This window comes from Pseudogracilibacillus sp. SE30717A, from assembly GCF_037071985.1.
Taxonomy (GTDB): domain Bacteria; phylum Bacillota; class Bacilli; order Bacillales; family Amphibacillaceae; genus Pseudogracilibacillus.
In genome coordinates this window covers 139407-160780 of record NZ_JAXHDF010000004.1, presented here as the reverse complement: position 1 = coordinate 160780, position 21374 = coordinate 139407, and the positions used below count along the sequence as shown (strand labels likewise).

Annotated in this window: 18 protein-coding genes and 1 riboswitch; of the genes, 15 read left to right on the top strand and 3 right to left on the bottom strand. The window is 36.8% G+C overall.

The window, feature by feature from the left end; genetic code table 11:
- Positions 1 to 146: 146 nt before the first annotated feature.
- The 4 genes from SPD48_RS07760 to eno are packed head-to-tail and all read left to right on the top strand — an operon-like array spanning position 147 to position 4977.
- Positions 147 to 1328: a phosphoglycerate kinase gene (locus SPD48_RS07760; protein WP_336257521.1), complete on the top strand. Its 1182-nt coding sequence runs from the start codon at positions 147 to 149 to the stop codon at positions 1326 to 1328.
- A 30-nt stretch (positions 1329 to 1358) separates the two neighbouring features.
- Positions 1359 to 2120: a triose-phosphate isomerase gene (gene tpiA, locus SPD48_RS07755; RefSeq protein WP_336257520.1), complete on the top strand. Its 762-nt coding sequence runs from the start codon at positions 1359 to 1361 to the stop codon at positions 2118 to 2120.
- Positions 2117 to 3649, top strand: coding sequence for a 2,3-bisphosphoglycerate-independent phosphoglycerate mutase (gene gpmI / locus SPD48_RS07750; protein ID WP_336257519.1), 1533 nt, complete (start codon positions 2117 to 2119; stop codon positions 3647 to 3649). Before tpiA ends, gpmI begins: the two co-directional genes overlap by 4 nt.
- 41 nt (positions 3650 to 3690) lie before the next feature.
- Positions 3691 to 4977, top strand: coding sequence for a phosphopyruvate hydratase (gene eno, locus SPD48_RS07745; protein WP_336257518.1), 1287 nt, complete (start codon positions 3691 to 3693; stop codon positions 4975 to 4977).
- Between the two features lie 264 nt (positions 4978 to 5241).
- Here eno and SPD48_RS07740 read toward each other — a convergent pair whose 3' ends face one another.
- A complete protein-coding gene (locus tag SPD48_RS07740) occupies positions 5242 to 5388 on the bottom strand; it encodes a hypothetical protein (protein WP_336257517.1) in 147 nt (48 codons plus the stop codon).
- Between the two features lie 457 nt (positions 5389 to 5845).
- Between SPD48_RS07740 and SPD48_RS07735 the strand changes: the two genes are divergently transcribed.
- Positions 5846 to 6490, top strand: a complete 645-nt coding sequence (locus SPD48_RS07735) for an SDR family oxidoreductase (RefSeq protein WP_336257516.1) — start codon at positions 5846 to 5848, stop codon at positions 6488 to 6490.
- A gap of 36 nt (positions 6491 to 6526) precedes the next feature.
- A riboswitch (cobalamin riboswitch) is annotated at positions 6527 to 6724 on the top strand.
- Positions 6725 to 6851: 127 nt separating this feature from the next.
- Positions 6852 to 7124 carry a hypothetical protein gene (locus SPD48_RS07730; protein WP_336257515.1) on the top strand — a complete coding sequence of 91 codons (273 nt, stop codon included), beginning with the start codon at positions 6852 to 6854 and terminating at the stop codon, positions 7122 to 7124.
- Between the two features lie 50 nt (positions 7125 to 7174).
- Here the strand turns inward: SPD48_RS07730 and ku are convergent, their stop codons facing one another.
- Positions 7175 to 7999, bottom strand: a complete 825-nt coding sequence (gene ku / locus SPD48_RS07725) for a non-homologous end joining protein Ku (RefSeq protein WP_336257514.1) — start codon at positions 7997 to 7999, stop codon at positions 7175 to 7177.
- Positions 8000 to 8098: 99 nt separating this feature from the next.
- Here ku and ligD point away from each other — a divergent pair, with 99 nt between their 5' ends.
- From ligD to SPD48_RS07680, 9 genes are all read left to right on the top strand, one after another.
- Positions 8099 to 9907 (top strand): DNA ligase D, encoded by a 1809-nt coding sequence (ligD, locus tag SPD48_RS07720; RefSeq protein WP_336257513.1) that lies wholly within the window; start codon positions 8099 to 8101, stop codon positions 9905 to 9907.
- Positions 9908 to 9978: 71 nt separating this feature from the next.
- Positions 9979 to 11634 carry an FAD-binding dehydrogenase gene (locus SPD48_RS07715; RefSeq protein WP_336257512.1) on the top strand — a complete coding sequence of 552 codons (1656 nt, stop codon included), beginning with the start codon at positions 9979 to 9981 and terminating at the stop codon, positions 11632 to 11634.
- A gap of 384 nt (positions 11635 to 12018) precedes the next feature.
- Positions 12019 to 12366: an SCP2 sterol-binding domain-containing protein gene (locus tag SPD48_RS07710; RefSeq protein ID WP_336257511.1), complete on the top strand. Its 348-nt coding sequence runs from the start codon at positions 12019 to 12021 to the stop codon at positions 12364 to 12366.
- Positions 12367 to 12377: 11 nt separating this feature from the next.
- On the top strand, positions 12378 to 13523 hold the full coding sequence (locus SPD48_RS07705; RefSeq protein ID WP_336257510.1) for an acyl-CoA dehydrogenase family protein: 1146 nt from the start codon (positions 12378 to 12380) through the stop codon (positions 13521 to 13523).
- Positions 13520 to 14722 carry an acyl-CoA dehydrogenase family protein gene (locus SPD48_RS07700; protein ID WP_336257509.1) on the top strand — a complete coding sequence of 401 codons (1203 nt, stop codon included), beginning with the start codon at positions 13520 to 13522 and terminating at the stop codon, positions 14720 to 14722. Before SPD48_RS07705 ends, SPD48_RS07700 begins: the two co-directional genes overlap by 4 nt.
- Positions 14723 to 14734: 12 nt before the next feature.
- Positions 14735 to 15526: an enoyl-CoA hydratase/isomerase family protein gene (locus SPD48_RS07695; RefSeq protein ID WP_336257508.1), complete on the top strand. Its 792-nt coding sequence runs from the start codon at positions 14735 to 14737 to the stop codon at positions 15524 to 15526.
- 27 nt (positions 15527 to 15553) lie between these two features.
- The gene (locus SPD48_RS07690) at positions 15554 to 16396 is read left to right on the top strand and encodes an SDR family NAD(P)-dependent oxidoreductase (protein WP_336257507.1); all 843 of its coding nucleotides are present in this window, start codon (positions 15554 to 15556) and stop codon (positions 16394 to 16396) included.
- Between the two features lie 15 nt (positions 16397 to 16411).
- Positions 16412 to 17545 carry a thiolase family protein gene (locus SPD48_RS07685; RefSeq protein ID WP_336257506.1) on the top strand — a complete coding sequence of 378 codons (1134 nt, stop codon included), beginning with the start codon at positions 16412 to 16414 and terminating at the stop codon, positions 17543 to 17545.
- Between the two features lie 49 nt (positions 17546 to 17594).
- Positions 17595 to 19427 (top strand): AMP-dependent synthetase/ligase, encoded by a 1833-nt coding sequence (locus SPD48_RS07680; RefSeq protein WP_336257505.1) that lies wholly within the window; start codon positions 17595 to 17597, stop codon positions 19425 to 19427.
- A gap of 110 nt (positions 19428 to 19537) precedes the next feature.
- On the opposite strand, the gene SPD48_RS07675 is transcribed toward SPD48_RS07680, so the two are convergent.
- A complete protein-coding gene (locus SPD48_RS07675) occupies positions 19538 to 21040 on the bottom strand; it encodes a response regulator transcription factor (protein WP_336257504.1) in 1503 nt (500 codons plus the stop codon).
- Positions 21041 to 21374 lie beyond the last annotated feature (334 nt).

The following is a 21374-nucleotide window of genomic DNA, read 5'->3' as shown; positions in this document are numbered from 1 at the left end:
TACTCTTTTTATAGAAAACTGATAGTTTTTTTACAAACATGCAGAAGATAGTTAATCTCAAGAAAAAATTATGTAAAAAGGGTAGAGTGACGTATAATGGAAAAGGGTATGATACAACGTGAACAATGTAAAGGAGTTATTTACATATGAACAAAAAAACGTTAAAAGATGTCGATGTTAAAGGAAAAAAAATATTTTGCCGAGTGGATTTTAATGTTCCCATGCAAAATGGAGTCGTTACAGATGACACACGAATTAAAGCAGCACTTCCTACCATTCAGTATTTAATGGATCATGGAGCAAAAGTTATTTTGGCTTCCCATTTCGGACGACCAAAAGGAGAAGTAGTGGAAGAACTACGATTAACTCCTGTTGCTGAGAAATTAAGTGAACTATTAGGAAAAAATGTAGCTAAAACAAACACCGTTTTCGGTGAAGAAGTTGACAAAGCGATTGCTACTTTACAAGAAGGCGATGTCCTTCTCCTTGAAAATGTTCGTTTTGAAAAAGGAGAAGAAAAAAATGATCCTGAACTTGGAAAAGCTTTTGCAAATATGGCAGATATATACATAAATGATGCGTTTGGAACTTCACATCGTGCTCATGCTTCAACAGCTGGTGTAGCTGAATATTTACCTGCTGCAGCTGGATTTTTAATGGAAAAAGAGATCGAGGTACTAGGGAAGGCTTTGGCAAATCCTGATCGCCCTTTTACAGCAATTATTGGTGGTTCAAAAGTAAAAGATAAAATAAATGTCATAGATAATTTTTTAGATATAGTTGATAATTTACTCATTGGCGGTGGACTTGCTTGTACTTTCTTAAAAGCAAAAGGGTATGAGATAGGTAATTCATTGTTAGAAGAAGACAAAATTAATCTAGCACAGGAATTTATTCAAAAAGCAGAAGAAAAAGGTGTAAACTTTTATATTCAAGAAGATGCAGTTGTTGCAGATGCATTTAAAGAAGATGCAAATAGCAAAACAGTTGCAGCTAATGACATTCCTGAAGGATGGATGTGTTTAGATATTGGTCCTAAAACAGCCGAAACATACAGGAAAGTCATTTTGGACTCAAAACTAGTCGTATGGAATGGACCTATGGGTGTTTTTGAAATGGAAGCATTTAGTCAGGGGACAAAAGCTGTTGCTGAAGCACTCGCAGATACAGATGGATATACAGTCATCGGTGGAGGAGATTCGGCTGCTGCTGTTGAGCAATTTGGTTTAGCTGAAAAAATGGATCATATTTCAACGGGTGGTGGAGCGTCTCTAGAATTCATGGAAGGAAAAGAACTTCCAGGGATTCATGCGCTTGACGATAAATAATTTACTATTATTTTATAAGGAGTGGATATGATGCGAAAAAAAATAATTGCAGGAAACTGGAAAATGCATAAGACGATAAAGGAAGCGGAACAATTCATAGAAGCCCTAAATGATTTAAAAACGAATCCGAATACGGAAGCGATCGTTTGTGCTCCGTTTGTTTATTTACAATCTTTGGTGGAGAAAACAGAAGGTCTAGAAGTTTCAATTGCTGCTCAGACGATGCATTTTGAAAATGAAGGAGCCTTTACTGGGGAAGTAAGTGCACCAATGTTACGTGATATTGGTGTTTCTCATGTTATTATTGGGCACTCGGAACGACGTCAATATTTTAATGAAACGAATGAATCAGTAAACAAAAAGGTTTTAACTGCTTTTGCCCATAATTTAATTCCTATTATTTGTGTTGGTGAATCTCTACAACAACGTGAAGCGGACGAAACATTAACTCATATTGAAAGTCAAGTGAAGGTAGCCCTATCTGACTTAACGGAAGAGCAAGTTTCTAAAGCGATCATTGCTTATGAGCCGATTTGGGCAATTGGTACAGGAAAAACTGCTTCGAGTGCAGATGCCAATGAAGTGTGTACGCATATTCGTGAAGTAATTAAGAAGTATTTTTCAGAAGATGTTGCGAATAAAGTGACGATTCAATATGGTGGCAGTGTGAAACCGGAAAATATTGAAGAATTATTATCAATGAGTGATATTGATGGCGCACTAGTAGGTGGTGCTAGCTTAGAAGCTGAATCATTTAAGAAGTTAGTGGAAGCAGGGAATAATGCATCATGACAAATTTAGCCGCAATAATTATTTTAGACGGCTTCGGGTGTAGAGCAGAAGAAAAAGGGAATGCTGTTGCTCAAGCAAAGAAGCCGAATTTTGATCGGTATTGGAATACGTATCCGCATAACGAGCTTCATGTAAGTGGTCTATCTGTAGGCTTGCCTGAAGGACAAATGGGGAACTCAGAAGTGGGACATTTGAATATCGGTGCAGGAAGAATTGTATTTCAAAGTTTAACTAGAATTAATAATGCAATTGAATCTGAAGCGTTTTTCAAAAATGAAACGTTTCTTGAAGCTATTCATCAAGCAAAAGATACAAATAATGCACTTCATTTATTTGGTTTACTATCAGATGGAGGAGTTCACAGTCATATTGACCATTTGTTTGCACTGTTAGAACTGGCTAAACGAGAAGGGTTAGAAAAAGTATTCGTACATGCCTTTCTTGATGGAAGGGATGTAGGCCCGCAAACTGCTCTCGAATATATTGAACAGACAGAAAAAAAGCTGGAAGAAATCGGAGTAGGCAAAATAGCTACTGTTTCGGGACGTTATTATGCGATGGACCGGGATAAACGCTGGCAACGTGTTAAGCTAGCTTATGATGCTATTAAGGATGGTAAAGGTCCACGATTTAATAATGCTGAAGCGGTGGTTCATGATTCTTATGAAAAAGAGATCTATGATGAATTTGTCCTTCCATCTGTTATAATGAATGAGGACAAAGAAGCAGTCGGTCCCGTTCAAAACGGAGATTCAATTATATTCTTTAATTTTCGACCAGACCGTGCAATTCAGCTATCAGATAGCTTTGCCAATGAAGATTTTACTGGATTTGACCGCGGAAATCGTAGACTAGATCAGATTAATTTTGTTCAAATGACTAATTTTAGTGATACGATCAATGGTAAAGTAGCATTTGATACAATTAATTTAACGAATACAATTGGAGAAGTTCTTGCGAATAATGGTAAAAAGCAATTGAGAATTGCTGAAACAGAGAAATACCCTCATGTCACGTATTTTATGAGTGGTGGCCGTGAGGAAGAATTTACAGGTGAAAAAAGGCTCTTAATCAATTCACCAAAAGTAGCTACTTATGATTTAAAACCTGAAATGAGTGCCTATGAAGTAACCGATGCATTGTTGAATGAATTGGATAAAGGTGAACTGAATGCAATTATATTAAATTTTGCAAATCCAGACATGGTAGGTCATTCAGGAAAGCTGGAACCAACGATAAAAGCAATTGAAGCAGTTGATGAATGTTTAGGAAAAGTAGTGGATAAAATTATATCACTAGGTGGCGAAGTAATCATTACTGCTGACCATGGAAATTCGGATGAAGTAGTGACGTTAGAAGGTAAGCCAATGACCGCGCATACTACTAATCCAGTACCGGTTATTGTAACAAGGGAAGGAATATCTGTGCGTGATGGTGGAATTTTAGCTGATCTTGCACCAACTATGTTAGATATATTAGGTATTGAACAACCAGCAGAAATGACAGGAAAGACATTGATTAACAAGTAAGTTTGATTAAAAAAGATATTCAATTTGAAGGAGAGATGGCAATGCCTTACATTACGGATGTTTATGCTAGAGAAGTATTAGATTCACGTGGAAACCCAACAATTGAAGTAGAAATTTCGACCGAATCAGGTGCATTTGGTGCAGCTTTAGTTCCAAGTGGAGCTTCGACAGGAGAGCATGAAGCTGTTGAATTAAGAGACGGTGACAAAGATCGTTATTTAGGAAAAGGTGTTTTAAAAGCTGTTGCGAATGTAAATGAAATAATTGCACCAGAATTACTTGGCTTGGATGTAACTCGTCAAAATATTATCGATGCAATCATGATTGAACTTGATGATACAGAAAATAAAAGTAAATTAGGAGCAAATGCAATTTTAGGTGTATCAATGGCAGCAGCTCATGCAGCGGCGTCTCATTTAGATATTCCTTTATACAACTATTTAGGTGGATTTAATGCAAAAGAACTCCCAGTACCGATGATGAATATTTTAAATGGTGGAGAACATGCAGATAATAATGTAGATATTCAAGAATTTATGATCATGCCAGTTGCCGCACCTTCATTTAAAGAAGCAGTTCGTGTTGGTGCAGAAATTTTTCACGCGTTGAAAAAAGTTCTACAAGATAAAGGATTAAATACTGCTGTAGGTGATGAAGGTGGCTTTGCCCCGAATTTATCATCGAATGAAGAAGCACTTCAAACGATTGCTGAAGCAATTGAAGTAGCAGGATACAAAGTCGGTGAAGAAGTTCAGCTTGCTATGGACGTAGCTTCATCTGAATTTTATGAAGATGGAAAATATAATTTAAAAGGTGAAGGTGTAGTCCGTACGTCTGAAGAAATGGTTGATTGGTATGAGAAAATGATCGAGAAATACCCAATTATTTCGATTGAAGATGGACTTGATGAAAATGATTGGGAAGGTCATAAATTGTTGACAGAACGAATTGGTGACCGAGTTCAGTTAGTTGGAGACGATTTATTCGTGACAAACACGAAAAAACTCGCTCAAGGAATTGAACAAGGCGTTGGAAATTCTATCTTAATTAAAGTGAACCAAATCGGTACGTTAACAGAGACCTTTGAAGCAATCGAAATGGCTAAACGAGCAGGATACACAGCTGTTATCTCTCACCGTTCAGGAGAAACAGAAGATGCAACGATCGCAGATATTGCTGTTGCAACAAATGCCGGACAAATTAAAACAGGGGCACCTTCACGTACAGACCGTGTTGCAAAATATAATCAATTAATCCGTATTGAAGACGAACTTGCTGGAATTGGTGAGTACGCTGGTTGGGATGCTTTTTATAATTTAAAAAAATAAATAAGAATAAGGAAATCATCAGTGCATGCTGATGATTTTTTTTATGGGATAATTGCTCCCGATCATGAACTATGAGGATAGTGGTTAAATTAACTTAAGAAATGCCGATATGTTTCACTCGCTGATATATTTCATTAACCGCCGTTACCCTAGCTGGGACCGCCGATAAAAACAAAGTTCCGCTGTTATCCGTCGCAAACCGCCGTTATTTCGGATGGAACCGCCGATATGTTTCCGCTCGCCGATATATTTCATTAACCGCCGTTACCCGGCTGTGACCGCCGATAAAAACAAAGTCCCACCGTTTTTCGTTTCAAACCGCCGATATGCTTCGACTCGCCGATATATTTCATCCCTCGCCGTTACCCCGGCTGTAACCGCCGATAAAAACAAAGTTCCGCCGTTATCCACCGCAAACCGCCGTAATTTCAGGTGGAACCGCTGATATGCTTCGACTCGCCGATATATTTCATCCCTCGCCGTTACCCTGGCTGTAACCGCCGATAAAAACAAATTCCCGCTGTTATCCGAAGCAAAGCGCCATTATTTCAGGTGGAATCGCCGATATATTTCATTAACCCCCGTTAACAAAGCTGTTCCCTTGAGTGGATAAGTTGTTATTAAATTTTCAATTACATGATTAACAGTATTTTCGTGATAAAATCTCGCGTTCTTTGACGAAGTTATCGGCGGCTAGGCATAATTTATCGGCGATTAACAGAATTTATGAGCGGAAGCACCAATTTTAATAGCGGTTATCAAATTATATCGGCGAATGAATAAATCGTATACAAACAATTCATTTAAAAATGTCTTCAAACTCGATTACAATAAACATAAAGTATTCGTTAAAGAAAGGGGCATGAAAATGAACGTATTGGTAGTAGGGGCAAACGGACAAATTGGAAAACAGCTTATTGACTTATTAAAAGAGAGTGAACATACTCCTGTAGCAATGGTACGGAAAAAAGAACAGGCAAATAAGTTTCAACAAGAAGGTGTTAAAGCAGTAGTGGCAGATTTAGAAGGTAGCGTTGAAAAGATAGCAAAAGCTGCTGCCGGCTGTGATGCAGTCGTATTTACTGCAGGGTCTGGAGGTCATACAGGTGCAGACAAAACTTTATTAGTAGATCTCGACGGTGCGGTGAAAACTATCGAGGCTACTGAGCAGGCAGGAATAAAGAGATTTGTTATGGTAAGTGCATTTCGGGCAAATAGCCGAGAGAAATGGAATGAAAAAATCCGTCATTATTATGTTGCTAAACATTATGCTGATAAAGAATTGTTAAGAAGTGGATTAACATATACGATTCTGCGACCAGGCGGTCTGACGAATGATCCAGGCACTGGAAAAGTCTTGATAGGTGAAAACCTATCCGAAAGCGGAACAATTTCGAGAGCTGATGTTGCTAAAATAGTTTTTTCCTGTTTGGATAATGAAAAAACGTTTAACTGTTCATTTGATGTATTAGAAGGGGAAGAAGCTATCGAGAATGCTTTAGAAAGATTATAGTAATATAAAAACTTAATGATATAATTAAGCTATTAACTGAATATAGGAGAAATAGGTGTAATAAAGAAATTATCTTTATTGCTTAAAAGGGAAACCGGTGAAAATCCGGTGCTGTCCCGCAACTGTGTATAGGAGCGATTCGAAATAATCCACTGTTTTCATATTTATGAAGACGGGAAGGATCGAAAAGCGATGATTATGAGCCAGGAGACCTGCCTATTTGATCTCGTACATCAGTTCCTACGGAGGATAGGAGGTGTTGGTAAAAGAGCGCGGTGTTTTTTAAATAAAGACGCCGAGGCTTATTTTGATTTGGATCATACACTTACGAACAACCTTCTTTTATAGGGAGGTTGTTTTTTTGTGGAAAAAGACTATGGAGGTGTTCAAATTGTACGGAACAGTCAATTACTTCATCGAGCGATTGCAGACAACAATAATGAATAGGCTTGTTATAGAAAAGAGTCTTTCATTAGAAGAAGGGTATACAAAATTTAAAAATGATATCCAAAAATTAGATGAAGCAAAAGAAGTGAAAGAGGCTTATTTAGTAAATTTAAACAAAGCATATGAAATCGTAAATGAACGTGTAGGTGGTCGCAAAGAAGATGAACTATTAGGAATGCTTATTTAAATTAGAAATTGGGGATGTCCAAAAAAACAAAAAGGACACCCCCTTTATCATTATTTTGCAGTTTTTTTCGCCGTTGTCGTTTTTTTCTTCGGTTTTGTTTTTTCTTTTTTTGCTTTATCCAAAGAGGCTTGGAGGGCATCCATTAAGTTTGTCACATTATCCGGCTTTTTCTTGTCAGTAACCGGTGTAGTCGTTTCTGTTTTCTTGTTTTCGATAATATCAAGTAAGGAGTCACGGTATTCATCTGTATATTTTTCAGGATCAAAAGCAGTTGTCAGTTGGTCGATTAATAATTTTGCGGTATCAAGCTCTTTTGTCACTATTTCTACTTTTTCCGGTATATTAGGTACATCCTTGATGTTTCTTACTTCATCTGGATAATGAATCGTTTCCACAACAAGTATGTTTTCATAGAAGCGAATGACTGCAAGCTGTTCTTTGGAACGAATCATCATCTTAGCTACCCCTATTTTACCCGTTTCTTCTAAAGCTGTACGTAATAGAGAATAAGCTTTTGAACCACCATCTCCAGGTGATAAATAGTAACTTTTTTCGAAATAAATTGGATCAATTTCTTCTAGTTTAACGAAATCAAGAATTTCGACAGCTTTATCACCTTGTTCTTTTTTTATTGCTTTTAAATCTTCTTCATCTAACATAACGAATTTGTCTTTCGTAATTTCATACGCTTTAACGATTTCTTCTTCTTCTACTTTTCGGTCGCAAACCGGGCATACTTTTTGATATTTAATAGGTGATTGACATTCTTTGTGAAGTTGTCTTAATTTCACATCTTTATTTTCTGTGGCAGCATGCATCTTTACAGGAATATTGACTAGTCCAAAACTTATGGTTCCTTTCCACATGGTATGCATGAAAAGACGCCTCCTTTTCAATTTAGTTTGTGTATGCTTTTGCATTTTTATCCTTTAAAAAGCACAACTTATTACTAAGAACTGAGGAGTGAAAATAAGATGGAATTAATGCAACCTATCCCAACAGCAAAAATAGTCCCGAAAAAAGATTGGATTTATGAAGTGAAATATGATGGTTTCCGTGCGTCTCTATTATGGAGCAAAAATAATATTCAAATTATTAGTAGGAACGATATAGATTTAACTGAAAATTTTCCAGAAATTTTAGCTTATTGTAAGAAAATTGAGCCGATACTTACTGAAAATTTACCTATTCAATTAGATGGAGAATTAGTTGTGTTAAATAATGCGTATCAAGCTAATTTTTCAGCTATACAAAAACGTGGTCGGCTAAAATTAAAAGAGAAAATTGACAAAGTTTCTATCGAGCGACCAGCTACATTTATTGCTTTCGATCTATTACGACAAGGTCAAAAAGATTACCGCCAAACATCCTTAAAAGAAAGAAAAAAACAGTTAGTAAATTTATTTAAAAAGCTAGAAGGAAAAGAGGATATGCCACTTCAAATGATTAAATCATATGAAAACTATGAGGAAATTTCAACCATTGTTTTTTACCATAAAGGTGAGGGCATTGTGGCAAAACGAACCTCAAGTTTATATGTACGTGGGAAAGCACATAGTGATTGGTTAAAAGAAAAAAACTGGCGAAAGATACATGTTTTTCTAACAGCATATGATTTAAAAAATGGTTATTTTCAAACCGGTATTTATAATCATGCGACAACAATTACTATTGGAAAATGTAAACATGGTTTAAGTGAAGAAGAAATGACGTCATTAAAAAAGGTGTTTATGTCAAACGGAGAGAAAGAGGAGCAAAAGGTCAAATTACCTCCAGCAATATGTGCCTCCATTAATACATTAGATTTACATGCAAATGAATTGCGAGAGCCGGAGTTTGCTGAACTACTTCCAACATTCGCACCGGAAGATTGTACGAAAGAAAGGTTGGAATTGGATTTAGCTATGCTGCCTGAAAAAGTAGATATATCAAACGAGGATAAAATTTTCTGGCCAACAAAAAGTCTCACAAAAGGAAATTTACTTGTCTATATACGAGAAATTTATCCATATATTATTCCGTACGTACAAAATCGAGCTCTTACTGTTATTCGCTGTCCGGATGGAATAGAGGAAAAATCTTTTTTTCAAAAAAATTTACCTAGTTATGCGCCTGATTATATTGACTATATGGAAGAAAAGGATAAACGGATTCAAATTTGTAATCAATTAGAGTCGCTTATATGGTTTGCAAATCATAGTGCGATAGAATATCATGTCCCATTTCAAACAATTGATAGCATGTATCCAAATGAAATTGTATTTGATTTGGATCCACCTAGCAGAGAACAGTTTGTTCTCGCAATTAAAGCATCAAAAATGATAAAACAGTTGTTAGACGGACTAGAACTCATTTCATTTATTAAAACTTCGGGAAATAAAGGGCTTCAAATTCATATCCCACTTCCAACTAATCGGTTAAGCTTTGAGCAAACTGCCATTTTCACGGAAACAATCGCAAAAATTGTCGTGAATGCAGCACCTGATCTTTTTACGATAGAACGTTTTAAAAAGAATCGCGGAGGACGTCTCTATATTGACTATGTCCAGCATGGAAAAAACAAAACGATTATCGCCCCTTATTCTCCTCGTAAAACAGAAGACGCAACTGTTGCAACACCATTATATTGGGAAGAAGTTTCTAAAAATTTAGAGCCGAACCAATTTACGATACAAAATGTTGTTGAACGAGTTAAAACATTGGGATGTCCTTGGATCTTTCATTTTGAAGCGGCAAGGGAACAAACGTTAACGAAAACACTCGATTTAATTCGGTCAAATTGACAGAAGAGAGAGAATATACTTTCAAAAAAAGTAAAACACTTTATAATACTATTAAAAAGGGGGGCGAAAAGATGGAATTTGATGTTATTGTCATTGGAGCAGGACTCGCTGGACTCGTAGCGACTACGGAAATTGCACAGAACGGGAAAAAAGTATTGTTACTTGATCAAGAAGGTGAACAGTCATTAGGAGGTCAAGCATGGTGGTCGTTCGGAGGACTATTTTTAGTAGATTCACCTGAGCAAAGACGTATGGGGATAAAAGACTCTAAAGAATTAGCTTGGCAAGATTGGCTTGGTAGTGCTGAATTTGATCGATTAGAAGATGAAGATTTTTGGGGACTAAGATGGGCCGAGGCGTATGTTGATTTTGCAACATATGAAAAACGTGATTGGTTATATAAAAAAGGAGTTCGTATTTTCCCAGTGGTCGGTTGGGCTGAGCGAGGTGGGTATTTAGCAGAAGGTCACGGAAATTCTGTACCACGTTTTCATATAACTTGGGGGACTGGACCAGGCATTGTGGCGCCATTTGTAAAATCACTCCATCAACAAATAGAGGCAGGATCCGTTACATATTTACCTCGTCATCGTGTGGATGAATTAATCGTAAAAAATAATTCCATTTCAGGAGTTACTGGAGCTATATTAGAGCAGACTTCTATCAGAAGGGGAGAAGAGAGTTCACGAAAAGAAATTGGCGATTTTTCGTATGAAGCACAAGCGGTCATTATTTGTAGTGGTGGAATTGGGGCAAACTTTGAATTGATTCGTAAAAACTGGCCCGAGCGATTAGGAAAAGCGCCAGAAAAAATGCTTTCAGGTGTTCCAAAGCATGTGGATGGACGTATGCTTGAAATTACGGAAAGAACCGGAGGTCGTATCGTCAATCGTGACCGAATGTGGCATTATACTGAAGGGATAAAAAATTGGAGTCCAATATGGGAAAGGCATGGCATTCGTATCCTTCCCGGTCCTTCTTCCATGTGGTTTGATGCAGAAGGAAATCGATTCCCAGTACCCAACCTACCAGGTTTTGATACATTAGGTACGCTAAAGACGATACTAGACACTGGGTACGATTATTCGTGGTTTGTTTTGACGCAAAAAATTATTGAAAAAGAATTTGCTTTATCAGGTTCAGAACAGAACCCAGATTTAACAGAGAAAAGTATAAGAAAAGTTTTGCAACGTATATTACCTGGGGCACCAAGCCCAGTACAAGCATTTCTTGATTACGGAGAAGACTTCATTGTAGCGGATTCGATTGATAATTTAGTGATTAAAATGAATGAGCTGGTAGGCGAAAAGAGAATTGATATTGAAAAAATGCGCAAGCAAGTAGAAGCAAGGGACCGGGCAATGGAGAATAAATTTACGAAAGATCTACAATTAACTACAATGCATGGCGCAAGACATTATATTGGTGATAAACTAATTCGGACTGTAAAACCTCATCGATTACTAGATTCCAGGAATGGTCCACTTATTGCTGTACGTTTAAATATTTTAAGTCGGAAAACATTGGGTGGATTACAAACCGATTTAGCTGCTAGAGTCCTAGATTTTCAAGGTAAGCCAATCGATGGGTTACATGCTGCAGGTGAAGTATCTGGGTTTGGCGGTGGAGGTGTACATGGGTATCGATCCTTGGAAGGTACGTTTTTAGGTGGCTGTTTATTCAGTGGAAAGGTTGCAGCATCATCCGTTATAGAGAAACTGAGATAGCTTAATATTTTTTTTAGTTTACGATAAAAGTATTTTATCATATAGAAATCCGAACTAGGATTCAAATTTTAAATTTGAATTAGTTCGGATTTTTCATTTGTCTGTTTACTCAGCGTTGAAGAAAAAACGACTCAGCATTAACTGCTCACCACTCAGCATCAATCAGCTGCCTTGTAATTTACAGCAACATGTTACATCACTTCAAGTTTGATGCCATTTACTCATTCTAATTTATTATTACAATTTTAGAGCAATCTTAAAAGTTCATACAATTTTAGGGATGAGCACCGTCTATTTTTAAATAAACACGACATATAACGGAATATGAAATGTAAAACTTTTACTATACGATTACTTTAAGAAAAAAGTACAGGAGGAAAAAATATGTCAAATGTTAAACAAGTTTTTCAAGAAATTAATGATGCATTAAGTAGAGATCCGAAGTATGCAGAAGGGGTTAATGCTGTTTATCAGTTCAATTTAACGGATGAAGACCCTGGAATATATCAACTTATATTAAAAAATGAGCATCGTTCTACCGCTGAGGGAGAAAAAGAACAAGCGGATTGTACGCTCCATATGAAAGCAGAAGATTTTGTACAAATGGCGGAAGGAAAATTAAATGGAACGCAAGCTTTTATGAGTGGAAAATTAAAAATTAAAGGAAATATGGGGTTAGCATTAAAATTGCAAAGTATATTGGCAACTTATAATAAAGAGAAGAGTAAGTAAGGAGGTTTCTAATGATCTCATTTGAGCCAACTGACGAAGAAAAAGCTTTTACAGAGGTGGCATACAAATTCGGTGGGGAAGATATACGACGTTCTGCACGTGAAAATGAGCAAAAAGGTTTTGTCCATCATGAATTGATCGACCAGGTTAACCATTTAGGATTTTTAACAATGGAGGAACCAGAAAGTTTAGACGGGATGCAATTACCACTAATTTCACAAGTACAGATTTTAGAAGCATTATGTTACGGAGATTTAGGAACAGTCCAAGGCTTTCCAGGATTAGGGGATGGTGCATCAGTACTTCGCGTTATAGGTGATCAACAGATACATGAGGAGCAAAGACACTTCGTGAAAGAAAATAGTTGTACGATAGCTTTTGCTGAAGAAGTTGCTGAAGAGATGGCACAAAGTCGCTTAAAATTAACTAAATCAAATAATGCCTACATGCTGCATGGAAAATCTGAACCAGTACGGTTGGGGAATATAGCGACTCATCTAATAATCGGTATCAAAGATGATGCCGGAGAAACCATACTCTTTTGGTTAGATAAAAGCCGTAACAAATGGGAAGTTGAAACATGCGATAATCGTTTAGGATTACGAGAGGCAAATATTGCTAATTTATCTTTTGATGAAGCAAGTTTTTCAGAAAATCAAATCATCGCAAAAGGGAATAATGCAGAAAAAATCTTGCAGCTAGCATATACAAGAATTTATATATTACAAGCGGCAAAGCAGTTAGGACTTATGGTGGCTGCGTTAGATTATGCAACAGAATATACAGCGACCCGAAAGGCATTTCAGCAACCGCTCGCCAAATTTCAAGGGGTATCTTTTAGAATTGCTCAAATGGTAATGGAAATAAAAATGGTAAGAAACCACATATGGCAAGCAGCAAAGGCTACAGATGATAGTCATTCAAATGCAGAAGGTTATGCATTAAGCACTATGTTTGCTGCACATAAGGGTATCCGTTTTGTAACTGATTCTGCTGTGCAATTGTTAGGCGGCCATGGATATGTACAAGAATATCCTGTGGAGAAATGGATGAGAGATGCACAAGCCCAAGTAATCTTATATGGAAGAGAAAGAGAATTCCTAACACGTCGTGGTGACCAAATTTTAGCAGAGACTGAGAAAAAGGTGATGTCATGATATCGTTTGAATTATCCGAACAGCAACATCAAATTAGAGAAATGACCCATTGGTTTGCAGAAAACGAAATCCGACCCATTTCTTTAGAAGCAGATAGGCTCGGCTATGTGCCTGAAGATTGGTTAGAAAAAGTAAACCAATTCGGAATTCAACTTAATACCTCATCTATTAGTAATAGTAAAAATGAGAGCGGTAACAAGAAGGGTGTACGCGAAGGGAATCGAATGGCAGTCATCGCAACCGAAGAGCTTGCTTGGGGTGACCCAGCAATTGCTTTATCCTTACCTGGTGCAGGACTTGGAGGCCCTCCTATTCAAAGTAGTGGGACACAAGAACAAAAAGAAAGGTTTCTGACGATCTTTAAAAATGATAAACCAAGATGGGGCGCATATGCACTGACAGAACCAGAAGCAGGTTCTGACGCTTCCAATATTCAAACAATAGCTACAAAAGTGGATGGCGGTTATTTAATTAACGGGCAGAAGATCTTTATAACAAATGGAGGGCGTGCTTCATGGGTTGTCGTATTTGCAACAGTTGATCCTGCGTTAGGAAGGGCTGGACAAAGAGCTTTTGTCATTGAAAAGGGCACACCTGGTTTTACGTGTTCTCGATTGGTTGAAAAAATGGGTTTACGAGCAAATGAAACGGCAGAGTTATTATTTGAAGACTGCTTTGTACCAATTGACAACTTGCTTGGCGGTGAAGAAATGTATGAAAAGAAAAATTCTAAACGATCTGGTTTTCAAACAGCGATGCAAACTTTTGATTCAACAAGACCAATTGTAGCATCGATGGCGATAGGGATAGCGAGAGCGGCCTATGAATATACGTTGGAAATTGTCCAACAAGGCTTTCCGGTAAGTGGTAAATATCACCAAATGGCAGCTGAAATGTTTGCCGAAATGGAAGGCATGATTAATGCAGCCCGTTTAGTTACATGGGAGGCAGCGTGGAAAGCAGATCAAGGTATTCCGAATGCGAAGGAAGCTGCAATATGTAAAGCAGTAGCTGGAAAAATGGCACTTGATGTATGTGCTAAAAGCTTAGAATTATTAGGTCCTATAGGGTTAGAAGGTCATATTGTAGAAAAATTATTTCGTGATGTGAAAGTGTTTGATTTGTTCGAAGGGACGAATGAAATTCAGCATCTAGTCATTGCAAGACGTCAATATGAACCATATGGAATCAGAGTTTAGGAGGTAATAGAAATGATTTATGAGCTCATCCAATTGAAACATCATTCAAAAGGAGTGACTTGGATAATTATTGATAACCCTCCTGTTAATGCGATAGGAGAACAACTGATGCAAGAACTAGAAGCAGCTCTTGATGATTTAAATAGTAATCCATCAGTTCGAGTCATTGTAGTAACTTCTAATCATCCAAAAATTTTTTTAGCAGGTGCTGATTTAAAAGGAATGATGACTACAACAGGTGAAATGAATGATGAAGCTGATCCGATTGCACGACAAAGCGCAAGAATGCAAGCCTGTTTTCATAAATTTGGCGAGATTCCTAAACCGGTTATTGCCGCAATTAATGGTTATGCATTAGGTGGTGGATGTGAATTAGCTTTAGCTTGTGATTTCCGAATTATGAGTGGCGGGCAAATTGGATTGACTGAATTATCTCTAGGTATCATTCCTGGTGCAGGTGGAACACAGCGAATGACTCATATTCTAGGAAGAGCAAGAGCAATGGAATTAATTTTTACTGCCAAAAAATTGACTGCCGAAGAAGCGTATGAAATTGGTTTAATTACGCAAGTTGCCGAAGACTTAGAAAAAGAAACGACCATGTTTGCTGAACGATTGGCAGAAGGAGCGATTCATTCTATGGGACTTGCGAAACAAGCGATCAACGCAGCTGAAAAACCAATAGAGGAAGGATTGAATTTTGAAGCAAAGGCATTTTCAAAAGCATTCACAACAGAAGAACCTGGTATAGGATTACTGGCATTTTTTCAAAAAGAAAAGGCCCAATTTTATCCGAATACATAATTTAAGTATTTAAAAAGGTGGGATTAAATGTCTTCTTGGGACAACTTGCTAGAAGGAAAAGTTGCCCTCGTAACAGGCGCTTCACGAGGGATTGGACGTGCAGACGCGCTTGCATTAGCTAAAGCAGGTGCAGATGTTGTCGTCACTGACATTTTATTGGAATCGGATGAAAAGAGTGAAGCAGAAGCTGAGAGATTTGGACCGATGGCACAAGTAATGCAAAGTACAAATGTCATGTATGCAAACAAAACGGAGAAACAGATTACAGATATGGGAAGAAGATCTATGGCAATAAAAATGGATGTTACAAATAAAGAGCAAGTAGAGAATGTTGTTCAACGCGTTATAGATCAGTTTGGAAAAATAGATATTTTAATTAATAATGCTGGTACACTTGATCATGTTTCACAACTTGGATATCAAAATGATGAATTTTGGGAGCGAGATTTACGTGTTAATTTAACAGGTGCCTTTCATTGTACGAAGGCTGTTTGGCCATATATGAAAGCCCAAAAACGCGGTTCTATTATAAATATGTCCTCTGTAGCAGGTACGTTAGGTGGGTTTGGGCAAGCAAGTTATGCAACAACAAAAGGTGGATTATTAAGCTTTACCAAGAGCATGGCACTAGAAGGGGCAAGGTATAACATAAATGTAAATGCCATCGTTCCCGGAATTATTGATACTGAAGCGTTTAACCTTGGCAATCCTGAAATGAATGAGCGTATGATTAATCGAACTGCATTTAAAAGACCGGGAAAACCGGAAGATATCGCTAATGCGATTACCTTTTTGGTATCTGATAAGGCAAATTATATTACTGGTGTCGAATTAAATGTTTCAGGAGGGATTGAACTATTTACTTTTTGAAGAGAGGAGATTTGAATGAGTGAAGTTGTTATCATTGATGCTGTTCGAACAGCAATAGGTAAAAAAGAAGGAGCATTAACCAACATACATCCTGTTGACTTACTCGTTCCAATTTTACGGCAGTTAGTGGACAGAAATAATGTTTCAGAAAGGGATATTGAAGATATAGTAACAGGTTGTGCAACAATGACTAATGAACAGGGAGGAAATGTTGGAAGGCTAGCAACCCTTGCTGCTGGTTTCCCAGTAGAGGTTCCGGCATATTCGATTAATCGCTTATGTGGTTCAAGTCAACAAGCGATTCATAATGCTTGTCAAGCAATACTAGCAAATGATGCTACTATTGTTATTGCTTGTGGAGTTGAAAGCATGTCACGTGTTCCAATGGGAAGTGATATCGGGAGCTTTAGCGACACATTAATGAATAAACATACAATTGTTCCACAAGGGTTCTCAGCTGAACTAATTGCAAGTGAGTGGAATCTTACAAGATATGAGCTGGATGAATATGCTTATCATAGTCATCAAAGAGCTATCGAGGCAATTGATAAAGGATATTTCGAAAGAGAAATTATCCCTATTGATATAGAGGAAGATAGACAGTTTGTAACAGATGAAGGTGTCCGAAGAGAGACAACACTAGAAAAACTTCACCAATTGAATGCTTCTTTCCAACCAGAATCGGGTGTTGTAACTGCCGGAAATTCTAGTCAAATAAGTGATGGTGCTGCTGGTATATTGCTTATGTCACACAAAAAAGCTAGACAACTATCAATTAAACCAAGAGCTAGAGTCATTGCAAGAGCAGTCGTAGGAGCAGATCCATTAATGAATTTAACTGGAGTAATACCAGCGACAAAAAAAGTGTTACAAAAAGCTGGATTAACACTGGAACAAATGGATGTCATCGAAATCAATGAAGCTTTTGCATCCGTAGTAAAGGCGTGGGAAAAGGAATTCAAACCAGATATGGATAAAGTAAACCCCCGAGGAGGAGCAATTGCATTAGGGCATCCTTTAGGAGCAAGTGGTGCACGCATTGCGACTACATTACTTCATACATTAGAAGACACTGAAGGTAGGTTTGGTTTGCAAGTGATGTGTATCGGATTTGGGATGGCAACAGCAACAATCATTGAGCGGTTATAATCATCATTATTTAAATAACTTAAGTTTGTAAATGGAGAGGGTGTTCAACGTGAAACCAAATAATATTTTGGAAATGCTTCATCGAACAGTAGAACGCTTTCATAATAAAGATGCATTTATTTGGAAGGAAAATGGAAATTATACACGGATGACATATGGGGTGTTTTGGGAAAAAATTCATCATCTTGCATCCGGATTATTGCATATCGGCGTTAAAAAAGACGATAAAGTGGCAATTATTTCAAATAGTAATCCGATGTGGGGGATTTCAGATTTTGCTTTAGCCAGTATCGGAGCAGTGAGTGTTCCAATATATCCGACGATACCTACGGAACAAGTAGAGTATATTTTAAACAATACAGATGTAACAACAGCCATAGTGGAAGATGAAGAACAGGTAGAAAAGTTGGCAAATGGGAATTGTGAATTAAACAATATCATCATTATGTATCCGAGAGGAGATTTTTATCCATCTGACAATTATTATGCCTTTTCTACGGTAGAAACCTTAGGAAAAGAACATTCTATTGATCATTGGGAAAGATACTGGTCCCATCTAGATCGAGAAGATTTACTTACTATAATTAATACTTCTGGCACAACAGGTAAACCGAAAGGAGCGATGTTGACCCATGGGAATATACTAGCTAATATTGAGGGTGTTCAGTTTTGGCTAGTAGAATTATTGCCGGAAGATGTCACACTTTCTTATTTACCGATCTCACATGTTTTCGAACGGTTGGCAGGTCATTTTTTACCGTTATCAGTTGGGACTTCAATTGGTTATGCTGAGAGTATCACAACTATACCACAAAATCTAAAGGAAATTCGTCCAACAGTTTTCACAAGTGTCCCACGATTATTTGAAAAAGTATATACTCAAGTTCAAGAAGAGATAAAGAATAGTTCTGCTTTAAAAAGAAAAATTTTTAATTGGGCGGTAGCAGTGGGTGAAGAAAAGTATAACTATTATGTTAATGCAAGCATGGAGCAATTCATGTCCCAAGATTATTTACCGAAGAACTTTTATCGCAAATGGAAACGAGCAGATAAGTTAGTCTTTCAAAAAATTAAAGAACAACTTGGTGGCCGAATTCGTGGATTGGTGTCAGGAGGTGGCACGTTAAATCCTGAAATAGCCAAATTCTTTTGGGCACTTGATATTCCGATATTAGAAGGATATGGTTTAACGGAGACTTCCCCTATAATTACAGCAAATCCAATGATTCGAGGTAAAGTAGGAACAGTAGGAAAAGTATTGCCAAATTTAGAAGTGAAAATTGCCGATGATGGGGAAGTTTTAGTTCGCGGACCAAGCATTACGAAAGGGTATTATAATAATCCCGAGGAAACAAAAGAATCATTTGAAGGTGATTGGTTTAAAACGGGGGATGTTGGTGAATTGGATTCAACAGGCTATCTGAAGATCATCGATCGTAAAAAACGGTTACTTGTCTTATCTACTGGTATGAACGTTGCCCCTCAGCCAATTGAAAATGCAATTAATGAGAGTGCTTACATTAGCCAATCTCTTGTCATTGGAGATAACAGGAAATATGTCCTCTGTTTAATCAATCCCGAATATGAAAGCCTTATTCCTTGGGCAAAACAAAATGGAATTACAGCATCAACCAAAGAAGAGTTGAGTCAACACTCAAAAGTAAAGCAAATGTTGGAAAAAGAAGTGAGAAAATTAACGGGAAAATTCACCAATTACGCACAACCAAAAAAAGTGATTGTCATAGGAGAAGAGTGGACAATTGATGGTGGAGAATTAACTCCGAAGTTATCACTTAAAACAAACATTATTGAAGAGAGATATAAAACTTTGATTGAAAATATATACGGGGAGGAGAGAAAGGAGGAAATGGAGGTAGGATGATCGCTTTATTCGAGCAATTTAATGTCCTATTTAAAAGGAAAAGAGGGGCTCAAAGCCTCTCATCCTTATAATATTTTAACATGCATTTAAAACTTCTCAATTACTATTCTTCAGATGACCCCTTTTCGAATGGCGCGAGCAACTGCTTCTGTACGATTTTTTGCTTCCATTTTCTGCATTATAGCAGTAATATAATCACGGACCGTATACTCACTTAAGTGAAGCTTAACCGCCGCTCCTGTCGTTGATTCCCCTTCCGCCATCAATTCTAATACTTCGATTTCTCTAGGAGAAAAATGAGGTGTTTTATTTAATGAATGTATACTCCTATGAAACTTTCCAAGTACCTCTCCAGCACTTTGGCCAAACTTAATCAGTGCTGTATACGTTTCCTGTGATATTGTAAATTCTGAATTAGCTCCTTGGTCTAAGATTGCAGCTCCAATTAGTTGGTTATTTGATGGGGTGAAAATCGGTGCGACGACTAAGGATTTTAATTCGAATTGATCGATATATTGTTTTGGAAATCCATCCCTTGCATTAGCAATATAAAGAGGTTGTAAATATTTCATACCATTTCCAAATAATCGTAAAAGTTCTAGACCATTATTTATAAGTGGTAAATTTTTTATGTTTTCTGTGATTTCTCGAATAGCATCACGGTCGTGACGATGGCCAGATAAACCAAATCCTATTTCATCATTTAATGAATATGAAAATAATCCACAACGTTCAAAAGGTAAATAATTTACAAACCCTTCAGTAATAATATCAACTGCATCATTAAAGGTCCTTGCACGAATAATTGATTCATTAAACATGATTACTGAATCTTTCCATTGTTGTTCTTGTCGAGTAATTTTCAATGTTTTTTTCCCACTTTGAAAAAGCTGTAAAGCATATGTTATTAACGGTAGAACATGTTCCATATGTTCTTTTGATGTACAGAACAAAAGTGTCATATTTTCGAAAGGAATTGGCAAAATCATTTTCTTATTTGATCGAGCAATATGTTCCATTAATAACTCAATCATTGCATAAATGGATTCTGCTTCCATGGAGATATTCGTTGGAAGTGATCTCGGTTTTTTACTAAACCAACGATTGACTTGAAGAGTCTCATCTTTTGTCGTAATAACAGCAATCCAATCAATTGGTAGTTGATGTGAACTTACAAGATGTTGCAGGAAGGCATCAATGGAAAATGGATCTGCCGATTTATGTGAAAGAATATATTCGCTAATTTTATTAAAAACATATTGAATAGATTGATAATCGGTATGAGTATATGTAGCATTTAAATTTATGGCTCGATGGATAGAACTTTCTAATAATGAAATGATAAATTGATTCAAATGACTTTCACCAATTTCTTCATTCCAAGTACTTTTTAAATTAACTAATAAAGATTCTTGGTCATAATCCGATTGAAACAGTATACGTGAAAATATGTTAATTGATTTCCTTGTAATGATTGCAGATTTTTTCCCAGACTTTTTAAAATAATTATACATTTGCTCCCATTCATTGTTTATTGATTCTTCATATTCTTTGACTAATTCTAAACCCTTATGAAATAAAGTATGCATATGAAGTTCTAAAGATAAGGACATTCAAATATCTCCCTTCAATTACTTATTTCATGTAAGAACACATTGACAATATCACTATCGATAAACATCGTGAAAAATGTAAACATATTTCCCCCCTCCACATACATAATTATTCAGCTTAAATAATTTATAATTTTCAGAATCATATAAAAGTAGGGATACATCTGGAAAATTTGTCTTAAAATACGATAATTTTCGGAATTGGTAATTATATGTAAAAGATTTAAAGTAAAAACAAGTAGAAAATCTGTAGTAAAACGGACCGCTTCTTGGTTGTCCTATTCTAGTACAGATAATATAGCAAAAAATGTAAGGGTTTTCAAGAGCATTTCGT

What these genes read in the sequence shown, in the direction of transcription:
- SPD48_RS07760 (WP_336257521.1), top strand. Translation starts at nt 147, where the DNA reads ATGAACAAAAAAACGTTAAAAGATGTCGATGTTAAAGGAAAAAAAATA.
- tpiA (WP_336257520.1), top strand. Translation starts at nt 1,359, where the DNA reads ATGCGAAAAAAAATAATTGCAGGAAACTGGAAAATGCATAAGACGATA.
- gpmI (WP_336257519.1), top strand. Translation starts at nt 2,117, where the DNA reads ATGACAAATTTAGCCGCAATAATTATTTTAGACGGCTTCGGGTGTAGA.
- eno (WP_336257518.1), top strand. Translation starts at nt 3,691, where the DNA reads ATGCCTTACATTACGGATGTTTATGCTAGAGAAGTATTAGATTCACGT.
- SPD48_RS07735 (WP_336257516.1), top strand. Translation starts at nt 5,846, where the DNA reads ATGAACGTATTGGTAGTAGGGGCAAACGGACAAATTGGAAAACAGCTT.
- ku (WP_336257514.1), bottom strand. Translation starts at nt 7,999, where the DNA reads ATGCATACCATGTGGAAAGGAACCATAAGTTTTGGACTAGTCAATATT.
- ligD (WP_336257513.1), top strand. Translation starts at nt 8,099, where the DNA reads ATGGAATTAATGCAACCTATCCCAACAGCAAAAATAGTCCCGAAAAAA.
- SPD48_RS07715 (WP_336257512.1), top strand. Translation starts at nt 9,979, where the DNA reads ATGGAATTTGATGTTATTGTCATTGGAGCAGGACTCGCTGGACTCGTA.
- SPD48_RS07710 (WP_336257511.1), top strand. Translation starts at nt 12,019, where the DNA reads ATGTCAAATGTTAAACAAGTTTTTCAAGAAATTAATGATGCATTAAGT.
- SPD48_RS07705 (WP_336257510.1), top strand. Translation starts at nt 12,378, where the DNA reads ATGATCTCATTTGAGCCAACTGACGAAGAAAAAGCTTTTACAGAGGTG.
- SPD48_RS07700 (WP_336257509.1), top strand. Translation starts at nt 13,520, where the DNA reads ATGATATCGTTTGAATTATCCGAACAGCAACATCAAATTAGAGAAATG.
- SPD48_RS07695 (WP_336257508.1), top strand. Translation starts at nt 14,735, where the DNA reads ATGATTTATGAGCTCATCCAATTGAAACATCATTCAAAAGGAGTGACT.
- SPD48_RS07690 (WP_336257507.1), top strand. Translation starts at nt 15,554, where the DNA reads ATGTCTTCTTGGGACAACTTGCTAGAAGGAAAAGTTGCCCTCGTAACA.
- SPD48_RS07685 (WP_336257506.1), top strand. Translation starts at nt 16,412, where the DNA reads ATGAGTGAAGTTGTTATCATTGATGCTGTTCGAACAGCAATAGGTAAA.
- SPD48_RS07675 (WP_336257504.1), bottom strand. Translation starts at nt 21,040, where the DNA reads ATGTCCTTATCTTTAGAACTTCATATGCATACTTTATTTCATAAGGGT.